This window comes from Paraplanobispora takensis, assembly GCF_016863195.1.
GTDB classification, from domain to species: domain Bacteria; phylum Actinomycetota; class Actinomycetes; order Streptosporangiales; family Streptosporangiaceae; genus Planobispora; species Planobispora takensis.
This window is the reverse complement of sequence record NZ_BOOK01000016.1, coordinates 274,261-291,626: the sequence shown is the minus strand read 5'-3', so window position 1 is coordinate 291,626 and position 17,366 is coordinate 274,261. Positions and strand designations below refer to the sequence as shown.

Annotated in this window: 17 protein-coding genes; 3 read left to right on the top strand and 14 right to left on the bottom strand. The window is 73.2% G+C overall.

Going from position 1 to position 17,366, the window contains the following annotated elements; all coding sequences use genetic code 11:
• Nucleotides 1-104: 104 nt before the first annotated feature.
• From Pta02_RS12950 to Pta02_RS12910, 9 genes are all read right to left on the bottom strand, one after another.
• Complete coding sequence (locus Pta02_RS12950; RefSeq protein ID WP_239130347.1) at nucleotides 105-1,076, bottom strand: asparaginase; 972 nt, start codon at nucleotides 1,074-1,076, stop codon at nucleotides 105-107.
• 253 nt (nucleotides 1,077-1,329) lie between these two features.
• A complete protein-coding gene (locus Pta02_RS12945) occupies nucleotides 1,330-2,247 on the bottom strand; it encodes a Clp protease N-terminal domain-containing protein (protein WP_239130344.1) in 918 nt (305 codons plus the stop codon).
• A 127-nt stretch (nucleotides 2,248-2,374) separates the two neighbouring features.
• Nucleotides 2,375-3,331 carry an ornithine cyclodeaminase family protein gene (locus tag Pta02_RS12940; RefSeq protein ID WP_203875006.1) on the bottom strand — a complete coding sequence of 319 codons (957 nt, stop codon included), beginning with the start codon at nucleotides 3,329-3,331 and terminating at the stop codon, nucleotides 2,375-2,377.
• A complete protein-coding gene (locus Pta02_RS12935; protein WP_203875005.1) occupies nucleotides 3,328-4,347 on the bottom strand; it encodes a proline racemase family protein in 1,020 nt (339 codons plus the stop codon). The genes Pta02_RS12940 and Pta02_RS12935 overlap by 4 nt, the downstream gene beginning before the upstream one ends.
• A gap of 216 nt (nucleotides 4,348-4,563) precedes the next feature.
• Nucleotides 4,564-5,235: a class F sortase gene (locus Pta02_RS12930; protein WP_239130384.1), complete on the bottom strand. Its 672-nt coding sequence runs from the start codon at nucleotides 5,233-5,235 to the stop codon at nucleotides 4,564-4,566.
• A gap of 76 nt (nucleotides 5,236-5,311) precedes the next feature.
• Nucleotides 5,312-5,839 (bottom strand): hypothetical protein, encoded by a 528-nt coding sequence (locus Pta02_RS12925; RefSeq protein WP_203875003.1) that lies wholly within the window; start codon nucleotides 5,837-5,839, stop codon nucleotides 5,312-5,314.
• A 157-nt stretch (nucleotides 5,840-5,996) separates the two neighbouring features.
• On the bottom strand, nucleotides 5,997-6,731 hold the full coding sequence (gene ppgK / locus Pta02_RS12920; RefSeq protein WP_203875002.1) for a polyphosphate--glucose phosphotransferase: 735 nt from the start codon (nucleotides 6,729-6,731) through the stop codon (nucleotides 5,997-5,999).
• Between the two features lie 47 nt (nucleotides 6,732-6,778).
• Nucleotides 6,779-8,539, bottom strand: coding sequence for an ABC transporter ATP-binding protein (locus tag Pta02_RS12915; RefSeq protein WP_203875001.1), 1,761 nt, complete (start codon nucleotides 8,537-8,539; stop codon nucleotides 6,779-6,781).
• A gap of 114 nt (nucleotides 8,540-8,653) precedes the next feature.
• Nucleotides 8,654-9,226, bottom strand: a complete 573-nt coding sequence (locus Pta02_RS12910) for an NADPH-dependent FMN reductase (protein WP_203875000.1) — start codon at nucleotides 9,224-9,226, stop codon at nucleotides 8,654-8,656.
• Nucleotides 9,227-9,420: 194 nt separating this feature from the next.
• On the opposite strand from Pta02_RS12910, the gene Pta02_RS12905 reads away from it, so the two are divergent.
• Entirely contained in the window at nucleotides 9,421-10,365 is a 945-nt protein-coding gene (locus tag Pta02_RS12905) for a trypsin-like serine peptidase (RefSeq protein ID WP_203874999.1), read from the top strand.
• Nucleotides 10,366-10,427: 62 nt separating this feature from the next.
• On the opposite strand, the gene Pta02_RS12900 is transcribed toward Pta02_RS12905, so the two are convergent.
• On the bottom strand, nucleotides 10,428-12,065 hold the full coding sequence (locus Pta02_RS12900) for an ABC-F family ATP-binding cassette domain-containing protein (RefSeq protein WP_203874998.1): 1,638 nt from the start codon (nucleotides 12,063-12,065) through the stop codon (nucleotides 10,428-10,430).
• A 286-nt stretch (nucleotides 12,066-12,351) separates the two neighbouring features.
• Here Pta02_RS12900 and Pta02_RS12895 point away from each other — a divergent pair, with 286 nt between their 5' ends.
• On the top strand, nucleotides 12,352-13,095 hold the full coding sequence (locus tag Pta02_RS12895; RefSeq protein ID WP_203874997.1) for a hypothetical protein: 744 nt from the start codon (nucleotides 12,352-12,354) through the stop codon (nucleotides 13,093-13,095).
• Nucleotides 13,096-13,285: 190 nt separating this feature from the next.
• Here the strand turns inward: Pta02_RS12895 and Pta02_RS12890 are convergent, their stop codons facing one another.
• Nucleotides 13,286-13,546, bottom strand: coding sequence for a hypothetical protein (locus tag Pta02_RS12890; protein WP_203874996.1), 261 nt, complete (start codon nucleotides 13,544-13,546; stop codon nucleotides 13,286-13,288).
• 68 nt (nucleotides 13,547-13,614) lie between these two features.
• Complete coding sequence (locus tag Pta02_RS12885) at nucleotides 13,615-14,052, bottom strand: hypothetical protein (RefSeq protein WP_203874995.1); 438 nt, start codon at nucleotides 14,050-14,052, stop codon at nucleotides 13,615-13,617.
• A 164-nt stretch (nucleotides 14,053-14,216) separates the two neighbouring features.
• On the opposite strand from Pta02_RS12885, the gene Pta02_RS12880 reads away from it, so the two are divergent.
• On the top strand, nucleotides 14,217-15,449 hold the full coding sequence (locus Pta02_RS12880) for an NAD(P)/FAD-dependent oxidoreductase (RefSeq protein ID WP_203874994.1): 1,233 nt from the start codon (nucleotides 14,217-14,219) through the stop codon (nucleotides 15,447-15,449).
• A gap of 34 nt (nucleotides 15,450-15,483) precedes the next feature.
• Here Pta02_RS12880 and mihF read toward each other — a convergent pair whose 3' ends face one another.
• Nucleotides 15,484-15,795 (bottom strand): integration host factor, actinobacterial type, encoded by a 312-nt coding sequence (gene mihF, locus Pta02_RS12875; protein ID WP_203874993.1) that lies wholly within the window; start codon nucleotides 15,793-15,795, stop codon nucleotides 15,484-15,486.
• Nucleotides 15,796-15,885: 90 nt separating this feature from the next.
• Complete coding sequence (locus tag Pta02_RS12870) at nucleotides 15,886-17,301, bottom strand: DJ-1/PfpI family protein (RefSeq protein ID WP_203874992.1); 1,416 nt, start codon at nucleotides 17,299-17,301, stop codon at nucleotides 15,886-15,888.
• Between the last annotated feature and the right edge of the window lie 65 nt (nucleotides 17,302-17,366).

Below are 17,366 nucleotides of genomic sequence, written 5' to 3'. Positions count from 1 at the left end.
TCCGCGACCCGATGAAAGTTTCAGACAACCGCCCCTACCACATCTCCGGGGGCCCGCCGGAGCGGGCCCCGCGGCGCCGCTTCACGGGACGGCGGGCCGTACTCTCACAACCTGTCGAACCACTCGCGTACGGCCTTCGGACCGCCGGATCCGAGGGCGACCATGAGGGCGACGCGTGCCTTGGCCGGGGCCAGGCCCCGGGCCCCGATCGCGCCGACCTTGGCGGCCAGGCCCAGGCCGAACTCCAGCTCCCCGAGAGGGGCCGGCGCGGTACGGCAGCGCGAGGCGACCACGACGGGGACGCCCCAGTCGGTGAGCTCGTCGATGGCGGTCAGCAGCCCGACGGGCACGTTGCCGGCGCCGGTGCCCTCCAGGACGATGCCCCGGGCCCCCGCGTCCACGATCGCGGTGAGCAGGACCGGATCGATGTCGGGATAGGTCTTGATCAGGGCGACGTCGGTCTCCGGCTCACCCGTGACGTGGGGCGGCCTGGGGGGCGGGGCGGTCTCGATGACGGCCCTTCCCCCGGCCACGTGCCCGAGCACCGGGTGGGGCGCCGAGGAGAAGGCCGCCAGGCTCACGGCGTCGACGTGGGTGACCCAGCGCGCGGCGTGCAACTCGTCGTTGAGGCAGGCGACGGCGCCGGCCCCGCGCAGCGCGGGATGGGCGGCGGCCGTGACGGCGGAGGCCAGGTTGCGCGGCCCGTCGCTGGACAGCTCGTCCAGGCAGCGCACGGCCCCGGTCAGGACGATGCCGCCCCGGGAGGCCGCCTCACCCGCCATCAGGTCCGCCAGGAACGCGGTCTCCTCCAGGACGTCGGTGCCGTGGGTGATCACCACGCCGTCGAACCCGTCGTCCAGGATGGCCGACCGGGCCCGGCGGGCCAGCTGCAGCATGGTCGAGGGCGTCATGTCCCAGCTGGGCCCCGTCATCACGTCCTCGACCGTCACGTCGGCGGGCAGCGCCCCGTCGGGGATGGTCTCCAGGAGCTCGGCCCCGGTCGCGACGCCCGGACGGCCGGGACCCCGCGAGTAGGACATGACGTCCCCGGTCGCCAGCATCAGCACGCGCTTCACCAGATCACTCCGATCACCGTCGCGACCATGATCACGACCACGACGGCCAGCCGGACCGTCATGATCACCACCCCGTGCGGACCCCTCCCGGATCCCCCCGGCCCGCCCCCGGAATCCGGTCCGTGTCCCCCTGAGCCCGCCCACCCGGGGCCCTCCGGCCCGCGCCCTCCCGCGCCGGCCCGTCCCGACGCCCCCGGTGCGGATCCCGCGGGCTCCGGGTCCCGCACCTTCACGGCGGCACCGCCCCCGCCGCTCATTCCTCGCCCGCCACGCCGGCGCGCTCCTCCAGGCGCTCGATCCTGCGGGTGAGGGGCTGCAGCTCCCGGCGGACCACCGCGGCCAGCATCGCGGCGGGGTCGCCCTGCGGGGCGGCCTGCTGAGGCGGTGCGGCCTGCTGAGGCGGTGCGGCCTGCCGGGTCTGGGCACGCAGGTGCACATAGCCGGCCAGGGCCGCCGCGACGGCCCTGCGGGTCTGCCGGGAGTCGGCGCCCAGCGCGCGCAGGACCCGGCCCGCGGTCCCCTCCGGCTCGGCGACCAGGCCCAGGAGCAGGTGCTCGCAGCCGATGTAGTTGTGCCCCATGGAGGTCGCCTCGGTGACGGTCAGCTCCAGGGCGTTGACCGCGGCCCCGCTGAAACGCCGCGGATCGGCCACCCCCGGACCCGCCTGCCCCGGGGAGCCCGCCTGCCCGGAGGGAGCCGTACGCTCCTCGGAGTCCGCCCGTTCTGCGGCCTCCGTCCGGCCGGGGGGAGCCGCACCCTCCGCGGAGGCCTCCTCGCCCGAGGCGCCGCCGGAGGGCTCGGACGCCTGCCGGGCGAGTTCGCGGTCGAGCTGGGCCGGGTCGATCTCCACGGCGCGAAGGACGTGCAGGGCCAGGTTGCTCCCCTCGGCCAGCATGCCGCCGAGCAGGTGCCCGGTGCCGACCTCCGGCGCGCCGTCCGTCCGGGCCCGCTCCACCGCGAGCTTCAGGACCGTGCGCGCCCGGCCCGTGAAGTGCGCCAGCGCTCCGGTCGGCTCCGCCGCGTCGAGGTCGGACAGGGCCGCGCGGCGGATGGCCGTCACCCGGCGCACCGCCTGCTCCAGAGCCCGCTGGCAGATCGCCGACACCGGCACCCCGGCCTCCTTCACCGCCTCGGCCAGGTCGTCGGGCAGATAGACGTTGATCTTCGGCATGTCGCACCTCCGGGAATGCCGCACATCCTTATGCCCCCTTAGATAACCCCAATAGGGGTTATACGTCAACGCCCGAAGGGACGTCCGCGGTTCCCGGCCCTGCCGGGACACGGAGACCGCCGGGAACTCAGGGGTTGTCCTCCAGCCGGGAGACGATCGCCCCGGCGACGGCGAGGTCCTCCCAGGACATGCCCGCGCTCTTGAACAGGACGGGCATGTCCGCGGCGAGCTCCACACCGCCGCAGACGGCCGAACGCATGGTGATCAGGCATTCCGGGGTGATCGCGCCCTCTTCGACGGCCATCACGACGTCGCCGCATTCGCGCAGCGCCGTACCGGCGTCCTCGACGACGACCCGCGCACGCCGGAACAGGGCCGCGTCGACCTCCCGGGCGTCCGGCTCGTGGGAGCCCACGGCGATCACGACCGCGTCGTCGCGCACCAGCGCCGAGTCGAAGACGGGCACGCGGGAGCTGGTGGCGCACACCACCACGTCCGCGCGGCGGAGCGCGTCGGCGGCCTCGCCTCCGCCGGACCCCACGAGCGCGACGCCGTCCTGCCGGAGCCGGGCGTACGCCTCGGGACGCCGCGCGACGTACGTCACCCCCGCGATCTCCCGGCTTCCGCGCAGCACCGACCTCAGCGTGCCGACGTGCCCCGTGCCCTGGGGGCCGGTGCCGAAGACGACGACGCTCACGGGCCCGGCCGCCCGCGTCAGCGCGGGCCTGACGGCCGCGACCGAGACGGCGGGGGTGCGCAACGCGGTCAGCGCGGAGGCGTCGAGCAGGGCCCTGGGCGTGAGGGTCACGGCGTCGAAGAGCACGTACAGGCCCTGGATGCGCGGCAGGCCGACATCGCCGTTGCGCGGGGCGACAGTGGCGATCTTCACCCCGGCACCGCCGGCGATCTCGCTGGGCATGATGAGGAACTGCCCGTGACGGACGTCTACCCGGCTCCGCGCGGGATCGCCGGCGGGGTCGAACCCGTCCCGCAACGCCGCCTCGACGGCCTCGACCGCCTCGCGCGGTGACAGCAGGGCGGTGATCTGCTCGGGGCCGAGGTACGGCGGGGGCGCGTGGGTCACCGCAGCACGAATCCTTCCCCGAGGGGGTCGTCGGAGTCGATCTCGAAGGTGTGCCGGCCGGTCCGGAACGCCATGCCGGTGACCTCCGGGACGAAGGCCCGGCGACCGGCGACCGGCAGCTCGCCCGCGACCCGCGCGTGGAAGCGGGTGCCCACGATGGAGTCGTGGACGAGCCGCCGCCCGGGCCGGAGCACGCCGTCCGCGGCCAGGACGGCCACCCGCGAGCAGGTGCCCGAGCCGCAGGGCGAGCGGTCGACCTCGCCGTCGGCGAAGACGGTGACGTTGCGCTGGTGGACGTTCCCCGCCTCGTCGGTGCCGAGATCCTCGAACAGGATGGTGCCGTAGACGCCGCCGAGCCGGTCGTCGAGGGGGTGCGCGGCGTACGGCGTGCCGTCGAGCAGCCGCTTGACCTCCCGGCCGACGGCGATCAGCTCGGTGTAGTTCTCCGGGACGACCGCGAGACCGATGCCCGACGCGTCCAGATGCGCGTACGTCGCGCCGCCGAAGGCGACGTCGACGACGACCTCGCCGCGCGAGGTCGGCACCTCGACCTTCTCGTGCAGGCGGTAGCTGGGAACGCTGACGAAATCCACCTCGACGACCCGCCGCCCGCTGGTGTGCACCCGCGCGGTCACCCGTCCGGAGGGCACGTCGACGCGCACCTCCGTGACCCCCGACGGGTCGGGCTCCACGAGGCCGCTGTGCACGGCCCACACGCCCAGCGCGATGGTCCCGTGGCCGCACGCCGTGGAGAAGCCGTCCTTGTGCCAGAACAGGACGCCCAGGTGCGCGCCGTCGTCGTCGGGCGCGGTGAGGAACCCGCCGTACATGTCCGCGTGGCCGCGCGGCTCGAAGCACAGCAGCCGGCGGAGCCCGTCGACGTGCGGGTCGCCGATCGCGAACATGCGCTTGTCCGCCACCGTCTCGCCCTCGATGGCGACCGGCGGATCGCTGACGATCCGGAACGGCTCGCCCGCGGTGTGATAGTCGGTGGTCGAAATCTCGCGGATGCTCATGCTCGCCCGTCCTGGAACCGCGGCACCGGGGAGACGCGGCGGTGTCGTGTCACTCCGATCACCGTGATATCCCGGCACGCCGCGGCCTGTCCACCCGGCGCGGCCGTCGCCGGCGGGCGCGGGGCGGGAGAGCGGGCGCGGGGAAGGGCGGACGCGGGGAAGGGCGGACGCGGGGAAGAGCGGACGCGGAGAGGGGGACGTCAACCGCGGGGGGAGTCAGCCGCGGGGGAAGTCCGACAGCCGGTACCAGGCGGCGAAGTCGCCGTAGACGATCAGGTTGTCCTCGTAGGAGTCGCGGTCGTGGTCGTAGCGGCCTCCGCAGGTCACCAGCCTGATCGTCGGGTGCGGCCGGACCCGGTAGACCTTGCCGACCGGGAAGGCGGTCTTGCGGGCCCGCTCGGTGGCGGTCACCCGGAAGACCACGACCGTCCCGTCCTCGCGGATCACGGCCACGGCGTCGCCCCGCACCACCTTCGGCAGCCGGGCGAACACCGCGGGCCCGGTCCTGGTGTCGAGGTGCCCGACGATGACCGCCGGTCCCGGGTCGCCCGGCGCGGGGCCGTACCGGTCCCAGCCCGCCAGCTCGGCCTGCGAGAGCGGCGGCGCCTGCAGGACGCCGCCGGAGGTGGAGCCGATCTCGGTGACGGCGGCGTTCACCCCGGCCCGCGGCACCACGACCGCCAGCGGTCGCGCCGGACCGGGCCATCCGGCCAGCGGGGCCGGCCAGGCCGCCTTCTTCCTCCCCGCGGACGTGCCCGCCGCCCGCGCCTTCGGCTGCGTGGGAGCCGCGATCGGCAGGGACCCGGCCATCACCGGGTCGGCCTCCTCACCCGTCTCCAGCCTGCACCCCGCGACCAACGGGACCACCGCCACCAGAGCCGCCAGCATCCTCAGCACCGGGACACCGCGCCCGGAGCCCGCCCGGCGGCCGGCCGCCTCCCCGTGCCGGACGGCCGTCCGGCCGTCAGTCACGCCTGGCCGCCCGGCGGCGCCGCGCCAGGGCGAACCCGCCGGCCGCGCTGAGGGCGGCGATGACTCCGGCGGCTCCCCCGATCATCACCGGGGCCCCGTCCGCGTACGGCGCCCCGGGATCCTGTGCTCCCCCGGCCAGGGCGAGGCCTCCGCCTCCGGTGTCGGGGCCCTGCGCGGCGACGATCTCGAAGGTCCCGTAGAGGGTGACGTCGCTGCCCCCGCAGGAGACCTCGACGACGTGCCGGCCGAGTTCGGCGTCCCCGGCCACCTGGGCCGTCCCCGCCGGGTTGCCCGCGGCGCCCCCGGTGAGCTGCGCGTCGGCCTGGAACGCGTCGGAGGTGGCCACCGCGGGCTCGCCGCAGTCCTGGGCCGTGACCTCGGCGGTCCCCCCGGCCTCGACCCGGGACGGCGAGACCGTCACGTCGTCGGCCGCCCCGGCGGACGGCGACGCCGTGGCCACCATGGCGGTCGTCAGTCCGGCCACCACGGCCCACCGTCCCGGAACACCCGTCAGCCCCATAGCGCCGTCCCCGCCCTCACCCGATCGGATCTTGCTGGTTTCCGCTATTTACCCAGGCCAGAGAGCGTGTCCCGCAAAGCCGGGTCAAAGCTTTGGCGGCCTTTCCGGCATATGCCGCACAACTTCACAGCGGAGACGGCGGATCCCGTCCGGCGGCCTACAGGTCCGCGGCGGCCATCGCCGCCCCGACGATCCCGGCCTCGTTGCGCAGGGTCGCCGGGACGATCCGGGTGCGGACGCTGATCCGGGGCAGGAACTTGTCGGCCTTCTTGCTGACCCCGCCGCCGATGATGATCAGCGAGGGGGAGAACAGCATCTCGACGTGGCGGAGATACTCCTCGACCCGCTCGGCCCACTCCTCCCAGCTCAGGTCGTGGTGCTCGCGCGCGGCGTCGGAGGCGCGCCTCTCGGCGTCCTTGCCGCGCAGCTCCAGGTGGCCGAGCTCGGTGTTGGGCACCAGGCGGCCGTCGACGAACAGGGCGCTCCCGATCCCGGTGCCGAAGGTCAGCATCAGCACCACCCCGGCCTCGCCCTTGCCGGCCCCGGCGGCCACCTCGGCGAGTCCGGCCGCGTCGGCGTCGTTGAGCACCACGACGGGCCGGCCCGTGGCCTCGGAGAACAGGCCGCGCGCGTCCACCCCCACCCAGCCCTGGTTCATGTTGGCCGCCGTCATGGTGATGCCGTCCAGCACCACTCCGGGGAAGGTGACCCCGACCGGGCCCTCCCATGAGAAGTGCTCCACGATCCGGCCCACCACCTCGGCGACCGCTTCGGGCGTGGCGGGGGAAGGGGTGGGAATCCGCAGCCGTTCCTCGGCCAGCTCACCCTTCTCCAGATCCACCGGGGCGCCCTTGATCCCCGATCCTCCGATGTCGATTCCCAGTGCTCGCATGGTGTCCTCCTTCACGACCCCCTACCCCGGAACAAAGGGGACAATTATCAAGCGAGCTGCGCGCCCTGAAGCCCGGCGTAGAAGCCGCGCACGCGCATCAGCTCATCGTGGCCGCCCACCTCCTCGATCCCGCCGTCCCGCATCACCACGATGCGGTCGGCGCCGCGGATGGTGGAGAGCCGGTGGGCGACCACGAAGACCGTGCGCCCGGCCACCAGGCGGGCCAGCGCCTGCTGGATCAGGGCCTCGGACCGGGTGTCCAGCGCGGAGGTCGCCTCGTCCAGGATCAGCACGCGCGGGTCGCGGATCAGCGCGCGGGCGATGGCCAGGCGCTGCCGCTGGCCGCCGGACAGGCGGGCGCCCCGCTCGCCGACGACCGTGTCGAGCCCGTCGGGCAGCCGGTCGATGAACTCCATCGCGTTGGCGTCCTCCAGCGCCCGCCGTACCCGCTCCTCGCAGACGTCCTTCAGGCCGTAGGTGACGTTCTCCCGGATGCTGCCCTCGAACAGGATGGACTCCTGGGGCACGATCGACAGGAACCTGCGGTAGGTGCGCAGGTCCAGCGTCTCCATGTCCTGGCCGTCGAGCAGGATCGCGCCCGAGGTGGGCCGCAGGAAGCCGATGACCAGCCCGAGCACCGTCGACTTGCCCGCCCCCGACGGGCCGACCAGGGCGATCGTCTCCCCGGAGGCCACCTTCAGCGTGAAGTCCTTCACCGCCGGAGCCTGTCCCGGCTCGCCGTAGCCGAACACGACGTCGCGGAACTCCACCTCCCCGCGCACGGACGTCACCTCGGTCTTGCCCGCGTTGTGCTCCAGGTCGGGCGCCTGGAGCACCTCGCCGACCGAGCGCACCGAGGCCAGCCCCTTGTTGACCACCGGGGTCAGGCTGAGCAGCGAGGTCACCGCCGAGGTGAGGATCGGGAAGAAGGTGCTCAGCATGACCACGTCCCCGACGTTGACCGGGATCACCTGGTAGTAGGCCACGAGCGCCGAGCCGGCCAGGACCGCGGCGCCGAGCGCGTTGAGCAGGATCCAGGCCAGCGCGCCGAAGCTGCCGTTGAGCAGGTCGAGCCGGAGCCCCTTGCGCAGCACGCTGGTCAGGGTGCCGTCCACCCGGTGCAGCGCGTCGCGCTCCAGGCCGTGCGCCCGGGTGATGGGGATCAGCGTGGTCATCTCGCTGACCCGGGCGGACATCTTCTCGACCTCGCGGCGGAAGCTCTCGTTGTCCTCGCGCATGCGGGTGCGGAGCCTGATGACGAGGTACGCGGCGGCGGGCACGACCACCAGGAAGACCGGGATCGCCACGGGCACCCGGAAGGCGACCATCACCAGGCCGCCGGCCAGCGTGGTCAGCGCCGACAGTCCCATGTCGCTCGTCTGCTGGGTGGTCTGCTCGATGTTCTCGACGTCGCGGACGACCTTGGTCTGCAGTACGGCGGCGCTGACCCGGGAGTGGTAGCCGATGGACAGGTGCTGCATGCGGCGGCAGAGCGCCGAGCGCAGGGCCGTGCCGACCCGCCGGATGGCGCCGTGCAGGCAGCGGACGTAGAGCAGGTGGAGGGGATAGTTCAGCAGGAGCAGGGCCAGCAGCACCGCCGTGTTGACCCACAGGACCACGATGCCCTGGCGGCTCTGCACCACGTCGATGATGTTGGCGGTGACGAACGGCAGGACCCAGATGGGGCTGTGCTTGACGATGAAGGCGAAGACCGCCACGAGGAGCTTGAGGCGTTCCTCCGCGAAGAGGTAGGCGAGTGTACGGACGGGGTGCTCACCCCGGTAGCGATGATCGAGAGCGCCGACCACAAATCCCCCAAATCAGGATAGATCTGCGCTATATCCTCCCCTGTCGCGTTTTTCTCCACGCCCCGGCCCTCCCCGTGAGCACACGGCCCCTCCCCGTGACGCGGTCACGGTCGCTCAGACGGTGTACGGCCGCGCGGCGCGGGCCTCCCGCAGCGCGGTCCCCCACCAGATCAGCTGGTCGAGCAGCACCTTGGCCGCGCCGTCGACGCCGGCGGGGTCGACCGGCTCGCCCGCCTCGTCGAACTGCCTCTCCACCCGGTGGAAGCTCACGGTGTCGCGCACCGAGACCACGTGCAGCTCGGCGAAGACGAGCCGGAGCTGTTCCACGGCGCGCAGGCCCCCGGACTGCCCGCCGTACGAGACGAACCCCACCGCCTTGGCGGCCCACTCCTCGCGGACGGCGTCGACGGCCAGCTTCAGCACGGCCGGATAGGCGTGGTTGTACTCCGGGGTGATCACCACGAAGGCGTCGGCGGCGCCGACGCGGGCGGCCAGGGCGCGGGTGGCCCCGTCGGTCCCCGAGGGCGGGCGCCCGGGGTGGAAGGGCGGCAGCGGGATCCGGTTGAGGTCGACGAGGTCCAGGCGCAGGTCCTCGCGCCGTCCCGCCCGACCGAGGAACCACCGGCTCACGTTCGCCCCGGAACGACCCTCGGGGCTGGTGGCGGTGATGACGGCGACGTCGAGCATGGCGTTCTCCTGGCGCGGTACGGCGGTCCGCCCGTCACTTTGCAACCTCAAGTGCGCTTGAGGTCAAGCCGGGGCCGTCCAGGCCAGATCTCAGCTCGATGTCCGTTTGGTAGATCATCGCTCTGACGTTATATGCACTCCTGGGTTGTTTATAGCTTTATGTCTGTTTTAGAGACCCTTGACCGAGGAAACGCATGCTGCCCCTGGCTCTCGCCCTGGCCCTGATCGCTCCCGCGTCCACGCCCGCGCCCGCCGCCGCGGCCCCGCGCACCCCGGAACCCATCAGCCACACCGTGTCGCAGGACACCCCCTCCAACGACATCACCGGCTACTGGACCCCCTCGCGCATGAGCGCGGCCCGCCCGATCACCCGGCGGTCCGAGCGCCCGGTCCAGTCCCTCCGCAAGGCCGGCGCCCCCACCGCGCTGGCCAGGACCGTCCCGGCGCTGCCGATCAAGGGGTCGGGCCAGCCCCGCAACGTCGGCAAGGTCTTCTTCACCCAGGGCGGCCAGAACTACGTGTGCTCGGCGAGCGTCGTGAACTCGCGGGGCCGCAACATGCTGGCCACCGCCGCGCACTGCGTGTACGACGTGGGCGGGTGGTCCAAGAACTGGATCTTCATCCCCGCGTACTCCTACGTCAAGGGCAAGCACAACAAGCCCTTCGGGACCTGGACGGTCAGCAGGGCGGTCATCGAGCCGGAGTGGGCCCGCGGCTTCGACCCCGACTTCGACTACTCCTTCATCACCGTCCGGCCGCTCGCCGGCAGGAACATCGCGAACGTGGTCGGCGCCCAGGGCATCAAGTGGAACCAGCCGGCCACGGTCAGCATGCGGATCTTCGGCTATCCCGCCGAGCTGCCCTGGAACGGCTCGCGCGTGGTGAGCTGCCTGCAGACCACCGAGCTCGACACCGTGCCCGAGGCCGGCATCGCCAACCACCGCTTCGCCCGCTGCACGCTCAACGGCGGTTCGAGCGGCGGCCCCTGGGTCAGCAACTACTCCTTCCCCACCGGCATCGGCTATCTCGTCGGCATCCAGAGCATGAAGTGGTGGGACGAGAACGGCGTCACGACCTGGAACTCCTCGCCCTACCTCGGCGACCGGGCCTACGCGCTCTACCGCAAGCTGGCGGGCTGACCCCCGCTCCCCGCACACCCGCCTCCCGCACCCGCCGTCCCTCACCCGGGGCGGCGGGTGCGTCAGCTCTCGGCGACCTTGCCCGCGTCGACGTGGACGTGGCGGGTGGTGTGCACCGCCTCCAGCATCCGGCGGTCGTGGGTGACCAGCAGCAGCGTGCCCGGATAGGAGGCCAGCGCCGACTCCAGCTGCTCGATCGCGGGCAGGTCCAGGTGGTTGGTCGGCTCGTCGAGGACGAGCAGGTTCACCCCCCTGGCCTGGAGCAGCGCGAGCGCGGCCCGGGTGCGCTCGCCCGGTGACAGGGTGGCGGCCGGGCGCAGCACGTGGGCCGCGCGCAGGCCGAACTTGGCCAGGAGCGTCCGGGCGTCGGCCGGGAGCATGCCGCCCGCGGCGGAGGCGAAGGCGTCCAGCAGGGACTCCTCCCCCAGGAACAGGCCGCGCGCCTGGTCCACCTCGCCGACGACCACGCCGGGCCCCAGGGAGGCGTGGCCCTCCTGCAGCGGCAGGCGGCCCAGGAGCGCGGCCAGCAGCGTGGTCTTGCCCGAGCCGTTGGCGCCGGTGATCGCCACCCTCTCGGCCCAGCCGACCTGGAGGTCCACCGGGCCGAGGGTGAAGGCGCCGCGCCGTACGACCGCCTCGCGCAGGGTCGCCACGACCGCCCCGGCCCGGGGCGCCACGGCGATCTCCATGCGCAGCTCCCACTCCTTGCGGGGCTCCTCGACCACCTCCAGGCGCTCGATCAACTTCTCCGTCTGGCGGGCCTTGGCGGCCTGCTTCTCGGTCGTCTCGACGCGGGCGTTGCGGCCGATCTTGTCGTTGTCGGGCATCTTGCGCCGGGCGTTCTTGACGCCCTTCTCCATCCAGTTGCGCTGCTTCAAAGCGCGGCCCTTGAGCTCGGCGACGGTCTCGGCGTACTCCTCGTACTCCTCGCGGGCGTGCCGCCGGGCGACCTCGCGCTCGGCGAGGTAGGCCTCGTAGCCGCCGCCGTAGGCGCGGACCTGCTGCTGGGCCAGGTCGAGCTCGACGATCCGGTTGGCCGTCCTGGCCAGGAACTCGCGATCGTGGCTGACCAGGACCGTCCCGGCGCGCAGGCCGGCGACGAAGCGTTCGAGCCGCTCCAGGCCGTCCAGGTCCAGGTCGTTGGTGGGCTCGTCGAGTAGGAAGACGTCATAGCGGCTCAGCAGCAGGGAGGCCATGCCGGCGCGGGCGGCCTGCCCGCCCGACAGGGCCGTCATCGGGCGGTCGAGGCCCACCGCCAGGCCGAGGTCGGCGACGACCTCGGCGGCCCGGTCCTCCAGGTCAGCGCCGCCCAGGGACAGCCACCGCTCCAGGGCCACCGCGTAGTCGTCGTCGGCTCCGGGCCGGCCCTCGACCAGCCCTTCGGTGGCGGCGTCCAGCGCGTGCTGCGCGCCGGCCACCCCGGTCCGCCGGGCCAGGAAGGCGGCGACCGTCTCATCGGCCCGGCGCTCGCGCTCCTGGGGGAGATAGCCGACCGTCGCGGTGGGCGGGCTGAGCCGTACGGCGCCGTGCTCGGCGGGGAGCAGCCCGGCGAGGATCCGCATCAGGGTGGACTTGCCCGCTCCGTTCACGCCGACCAGGCCGATGACGTCGCCGGGGGCGACGACGAGGTCCAGCCCGGAGAACAGGGCGCGGTCGCCGTGTCCGGCGGCGAGGTCCTTTGCGACGATGGTGGCGCTCATGGGGGCACGCTATCCGCCCGGGGCGGCAATCACCGAACGGGTTTCCCCGGAGGGCCGGAGTCGTAATCCCGGCAAATCGGACAGATTTATATTCTGTTCCTCTGACTTCTCCCGTCCCGTGAATCGCAGGGCTACCTGCGATCTTGTGGCCGAAACGTGATCTTACGGAAACTTGAGTCCGGATTTTTCGTGATTTGAGGCAACGTCTTCCCCTCCAGTCTCGTCGTTAAGGGGTGTGGAAGCGATCACCCGAGCTCGCTTCCATCGAACGGGGAGAGGAATGATTGTGGTCAGAAAAATCGCCGTCGGCGTTCTGTCCGCGGTGGTCGGGAGCTCGCTGCTCCTGACCGCCGGTGCCGGTACGGCCTCCGCGACGCGTGCCGAGCTCACCGTCAAGATCACCGATGTGGCCCCCAACCCCGTCGTCGTCAAGGGCGGCGACGACACCAAGGTCACCATCGAGGTCCGCACCACCGAGGCCACCCGGGTCGACCTCCGGCTCCGCCCGGACAGCGACCGGGCCCGCACCCTGGCGGAGGAGGAGCCCAAGCTCTTCCACCAGGGCGACCTGTGGCGTTTCTCCGCCGACTTCGACAAGTCGGACTTCGAGGGCCGCTGGCTCGCCATCGCCGAGGCCTACGACAAGGACGGCAAGAAGGTGACCGACCAGGTGACCTTCTCCGTCAAGCACGAGCAGAGCGCGGCTCCGACCCGCCTGAGCCGGTTCTCCGCCGAGCCCGGCTCGGTGCGCAAGGGCCGCTGGATCCACTTCTCCGGCCGCCTGCAGGTGCGTGAGGACTGGCGCTGGCAGGGCGTGGACGACGAGGAGGTGGAGATCTACTTCCGTTCCCGCGGCTCCAGCGCCTGGAAGTACGTGACCTCCGCCGACACCGACCACCGCGGCCGGTTCTACGCCAAGGCCCGCGCGTTCAGGAGCGGCGAGTTCCGCGCCGTGTTCGAGGGCGACGACGAGCTGCGCGAGAGCGTCAGCCGTTCCGACTGGGTCCGGGTCCGGACCTGGCGCCGGTAGTCGCCCTCCCCGGTGACCGGCCCGCAGGCCGGTCACCGGCCCCACGGGCCGCTCACCGGTCCCCCGATCGGTGAACGTCCGCCCATACGTGAAGGCCCGGGTCTCCCCGGGCCTTCATCGTCTCCCCTGCTGCCTCCGGCTCTCCCTGACTCGCCCGTACGGCCGAGACTCGCCGTACACCCGGTGAGCCTCAGGACGCGGGGCCGACCTCCGGCTCGGGGGTCCGGCCCTCGTCATGACCGGCCTCCCGGTCCTCGGGGGAGGCCTCCACCGGATCGGCCGGGACCGGCCGCTCGGGGAAGGAGGTGTCGGCTCCCGACCTCGCCGCCACCGTGCGGGTCTCCCCTTCGAGCCCGTCCGGGGCGGGCGGAAGCTCCTCGCCCGCCTCCCCCGGCCGATGGTCGTGCGTCTCCTCCGGCGTCTGCGCCGACGCGTTCTCGTCTTCGTCCATGCCCCCCACCTCCCCCGCGAGACGGTCGTCATGCCCCGGCGGCCGCCCGCTTCCGCGAGCGCGGCCGCTCACTCGGCGGGCAGGGCCTCGTGTCCCCGGCGGCCGCGCGTACGGCGGCGCTCCTTCATCTCCGCCTCGTACAGGTGGCGCCGCCCGCCGGCCAGCTCGTTCCTGATCCGCCCCTCCAGGTCGAGGAAGCAGCGGTGGTAGCCGTCGTCGTAGTCCTCGACGATCTGGAAGGTCCACCGGCCCGCGATCACGTTGCGCCCGATCAGCTCGGTCCGCACGGCCTCGGCCTGCTCCTCGTGCCCGGCGGCGCGCAGCAGCTCGACGGCCTCGTCGAGCATCAGATCGGCGTGCCCGGTGAGCTGGTGGAAGGTGTACAGGTGGCCGCGGGCCCGCTCGGTCGTCTCCAGGGCCTCCGACAGCTTCCCCAGAGCCTCCACGGTGGCCTCGTCCACCCCTTCGGGCCTGCGGTGCTGCGGATCGGGGCGATCGTTTTCCATGATCGGCCGTTACCCGGTCCGGACCCGGATATTCACCGCCCGGGTTTGCCCCGAGCGCCGCCGGTCAGGAGAACCGGTGAATCCGGTCCGGCGCACCGTCCGAAGGAAGAGAACGGGAAAGACGGACGAACATCCGGCCGGCAGGCGGACAGGGGGGAACGGGCATGCCCGGAAACGTGATCGTCGTCGGTGCGGGGCTGGCGGGCCTCGCCTGCGCTCTGCGGCTCGGCGCGGAGGGCCGCACCGTCCAGGTGCTGGAGTCCTCCGACGGCGTGGGCGGCCGGATGCGCACCGACATCGTGGACGGCTTCCGCCTGGACCGCGGGTTCCAGGTCTTCAACACCGCCTATCCCGAGGCCGCGCGCGTGTTCGACCTCGAGGCGCTGGACGTGCGGGCCTTCGACTCCGGGCTGCTGGTCTTCCGCGAGGGGAGGACGGAGCGGGTGATGCTCCCCTGGAAGCACCCCCGGCACTCCTTCAGCGGCGTCACGGCGGATGTGGGCACGATCGGCGACAAGGTGGCCCTGGCCGTGATGACGGGCCGCGACCTGGCCTTCCCCGCATCGATGCTCAAGGACGACACCGAGCGCACCACGGCCGAGGAGCTGAGGCGCTGGGGGATCTCCGAGCGGATGGTCGAGACGTTGCTGCGCCCGTTCTTCTCCGGCGTCGTCCTGGAACGGGAGCTGGAGACCTCCAGCCGGATCTTCCACCTGTTCTGGCGTTCCTTCGCCCGCGGCACGATCGGCCTGCCCGCCCTGGGCATGGGACAGGCGCCCGCCCAGCTGGCCGGGCGGCTGCCGGAGGGCACGATCCGCCTGGAGACCCCCGTCGAGGCCGTGACCTCCGACGGGGTCCTGCTCACCGACGGTACGGAGATACCCGCGGACGCGGTGGTCGTGGCCACCGACCCGGGGACCGCGGGCCGGCTGCTGCCCGGCCTGCCGGTGCCCGAGATGCGATCGGTCACCACCTTCTACCACGCGGCTCCGCAGTCCCCGCTCAAGGAGCCCATCCAGGTGGTGGACGCCGAGGGACAGATCACCGACACGCTGGTGCTCACCGACGCCGCCCCCGACTACTCGGCCGACGGCCGGGCGCTGGTGGCGACGTCGGTGCTGGGCATGGCCTCCGACGCGGACGAACCGCGGGTGCGGGCCCGCCTGGAGGAGATCTACGGCGGCACCGACGCGTGGGAGCACATCGCGACCTACGCGATCGAGGCCGCGCTGCCCGCGATGCCGCCGCCGATGCCGCTGCGCCGCCCGGTCCGGCTCGACCTCGGCCGGTACGTCTGCGGCGACCATCGCGACACCGGTTCGATCCAGGGCGCGCTGGTCTCAGGCCGCCGCACCGCGCGGGCGGTGCTGGCGGACCTGGGAGGCCACGAGGGGTGACGAGCGCGCCGCCCTCGCCGGACGGCGCGCCCGATCACTTGGAGGTGACGGCCTCGATCAGCTTGCGGCGCTGCTGCGCGCCGAGTCCGCCGAGGCGGCGGGCCTCGTCGACGTCGGCCCGCTTCATCAGCTGCGCGGCCTTCACGCTGCCCACGCCCGGCAGGGCGCGCAGCGCCTGGGACACCTTGATGCGCTTGGCGATGTCGTCGTCGCGGTCGAGCAGCTCCTTCAGGCTGATCTCACCGGACCTGACGTCGGCCAGCAGCTTCGCCCGGGCCGTACGGGTCTCGGCGGCCTTGGCGAGAGCGGCCTGGCGCTGCTCGGGGGTAAGGGTGGGGAGAGCCATGGTTTGCTCCTTCATCGGGTGGACGTGACCATCCTGCTACCCACAACGACCAGGCTAATCATTACTTTTTCCCCGGCAAGCCCGGACACATCAGGCACGTTGGAGATCACGCGCCCCCGGCGGGCGTCCCGGAGCGGCTCCGGCGGGCCGGCGGGAACGCCGCATGAGCAGTGCGCACACGCCGCCCACCGTCACCAGGAGCGCGATGAGCAGGGCGGTCGGGCGCCAGGGCCAGGCGGCCCCGGTGAGCGTGAGGTGCGCCGCGGGATACTCCGCGAACTTGGCGGTGGTGCGGGCGGTGGCCCGGTCGGCGTGCACGGCGAGGTCGCGCAGGACGGGGTCGAAGGCCGACTCCCCCGGCCGGCGGTCGGCGTGCGGCAGCTCCACCCGCAGCCCGCGCCCGGCCGCCCAGGCGGCCAGGGCCGGATCGACCTCGCCCGTGCCGCGGGCGCCCGGCACCACCAGCCGGTCCGGGGAGGCGGTCCCGGCGCCCGCGGGCTCGGCCAGCAGGACCATCCCGTGCCGGGTCCTGACCACCGGCCCGGCGGCGACGGGGATCGCGCGCGCGGCGAAGGACGTCCCCGAGTAGATCTCGAAGGCGGCGGCGACGTCGATCTCGCCCGCTCCCCCGGTCAGTCCCACGCCGACGGAGGGCCGCCCCCACGGGAAGGCCGAGTTGAGCCCGTACGGCAGGTCGGCCGGGGTGAGCCCGTTGACCGGGATGGCCGTGGAGGCGGTGGGCGACCATCCCGGATAGGCCACCTCGCGGCCGATCCGCTCGGCCTCCGCGGTCCCGGCCAGCTGCTCGACCAGTCGCAGCGCCCCGACGATGCCCGAGGTCACCCCGGCGGTCGTGGTGATCGGGCCGTCCTGCACGTAGCGCCGGCCGCGCACCCACTCCGTCCGCGGATCGCTCTTCTCCAGCGAAGCGATCCGGTCCCAGAAGGAGGTGGCCCGGCGCCCCTCCAGCACGCCCGCCGCGGCCACCAGGTCCGAGCCCGCGCACACTCCCAGGATCCGGGCGCCCCGGCCCGCCTGCGCGGCGATCCACCCGCGCAGCGGCGCCTCCCTCTCACCCCGGGGCTCGACCACCGCCGGCACCACCACCACGTCCGGCTGCGGGACCCCGCCCGTCGCCACGTCGCCGAAGGTGTGGTCGGGCAGCACGCGCAGCCCCCCGGAGAGCGCCACCGGCCGCCTGTGCTCGGAGACCGTGTACACCGCGAACCTGTCCGACCGCGCGAACACCTCGTACGGCGGCAGCACGTCGCCCACCACCGAGCCGGTCGCGCCCAGCACCACCGCGACGACCGTCCGCCCGGCGGGCACCGGCTCCGCGGCCGGCCAGCCTCCGACGGGGACGGGGCCGGGCCCGGAGGGGAAGCTCTCGCCCATCGTCGCGGAGACCCCGGCGAACGCCGTACCGGCCAGGACGGCGGCCGACAGCGCGGCGCCGGACAGGACCCCGAGCAGGATGCGGACACGGCCGCGCGGGGATGAGGGCATGACGGATCTCCTCGGTGCCTGAGGGCGGGTGGGGACGTGCAAGGGCGGCGCGGCGGCCGGGGCGG

Bases quoted from the DNA above. Each gene is read 5' to 3' on its own strand.
- Pta02_RS12945 (WP_239130344.1), bottom strand. From the start codon at position 2,247: ATGCCGAAGATCAACGTCTATCTGCCCGACGACCTGGCCGAGGCGGTG.
- Pta02_RS12935 (WP_203875005.1), bottom strand. From the start codon at position 4,347: ATGAGCATCCGCGAGATTTCGACCACCGACTATCACACCGCGGGCGAG.
- Pta02_RS12930 (WP_239130384.1), bottom strand. From the start codon at position 5,235: ATGCTGGCGGCTCTGGTGGCGGTGGTCCCGTTGGTCGCGGGGTGCAGG.
- Pta02_RS12925 (WP_203875003.1), bottom strand. From the start codon at position 5,839: ATGGGGCTGACGGGTGTTCCGGGACGGTGGGCCGTGGTGGCCGGACTG.
- ppgK (WP_203875002.1), bottom strand. From the start codon at position 6,731: ATGCGAGCACTGGGAATCGACATCGGAGGATCGGGGATCAAGGGCGCC.
- Pta02_RS12910 (WP_203875000.1), bottom strand. From the start codon at position 9,226: ATGCTCGACGTCGCCGTCATCACCGCCACCAGCCCCGAGGGTCGTTCC.
- Pta02_RS12905 (WP_203874999.1), top strand. From the start codon at position 9,421: ATGCTGCCCCTGGCTCTCGCCCTGGCCCTGATCGCTCCCGCGTCCACG.
- Pta02_RS12900 (WP_203874998.1), bottom strand. From the start codon at position 12,065: ATGAGCGCCACCATCGTCGCAAAGGACCTCGCCGCCGGACACGGCGAC.
- Pta02_RS12890 (WP_203874996.1), bottom strand. From the start codon at position 13,546: ATGGACGAAGACGAGAACGCGTCGGCGCAGACGCCGGAGGAGACGCAC.
- Pta02_RS12885 (WP_203874995.1), bottom strand. From the start codon at position 14,052: ATGGAAAACGATCGCCCCGATCCGCAGCACCGCAGGCCCGAAGGGGTG.
- Pta02_RS12880 (WP_203874994.1), top strand. From the start codon at position 14,217: ATGCCCGGAAACGTGATCGTCGTCGGTGCGGGGCTGGCGGGCCTCGCC.
- mihF (WP_203874993.1), bottom strand. From the start codon at position 15,795: ATGGCTCTCCCCACCCTTACCCCCGAGCAGCGCCAGGCCGCTCTCGCC.
- Pta02_RS12870 (WP_203874992.1), bottom strand. From the start codon at position 17,301: ATGCCCTCATCCCCGCGCGGCCGTGTCCGCATCCTGCTCGGGGTCCTG.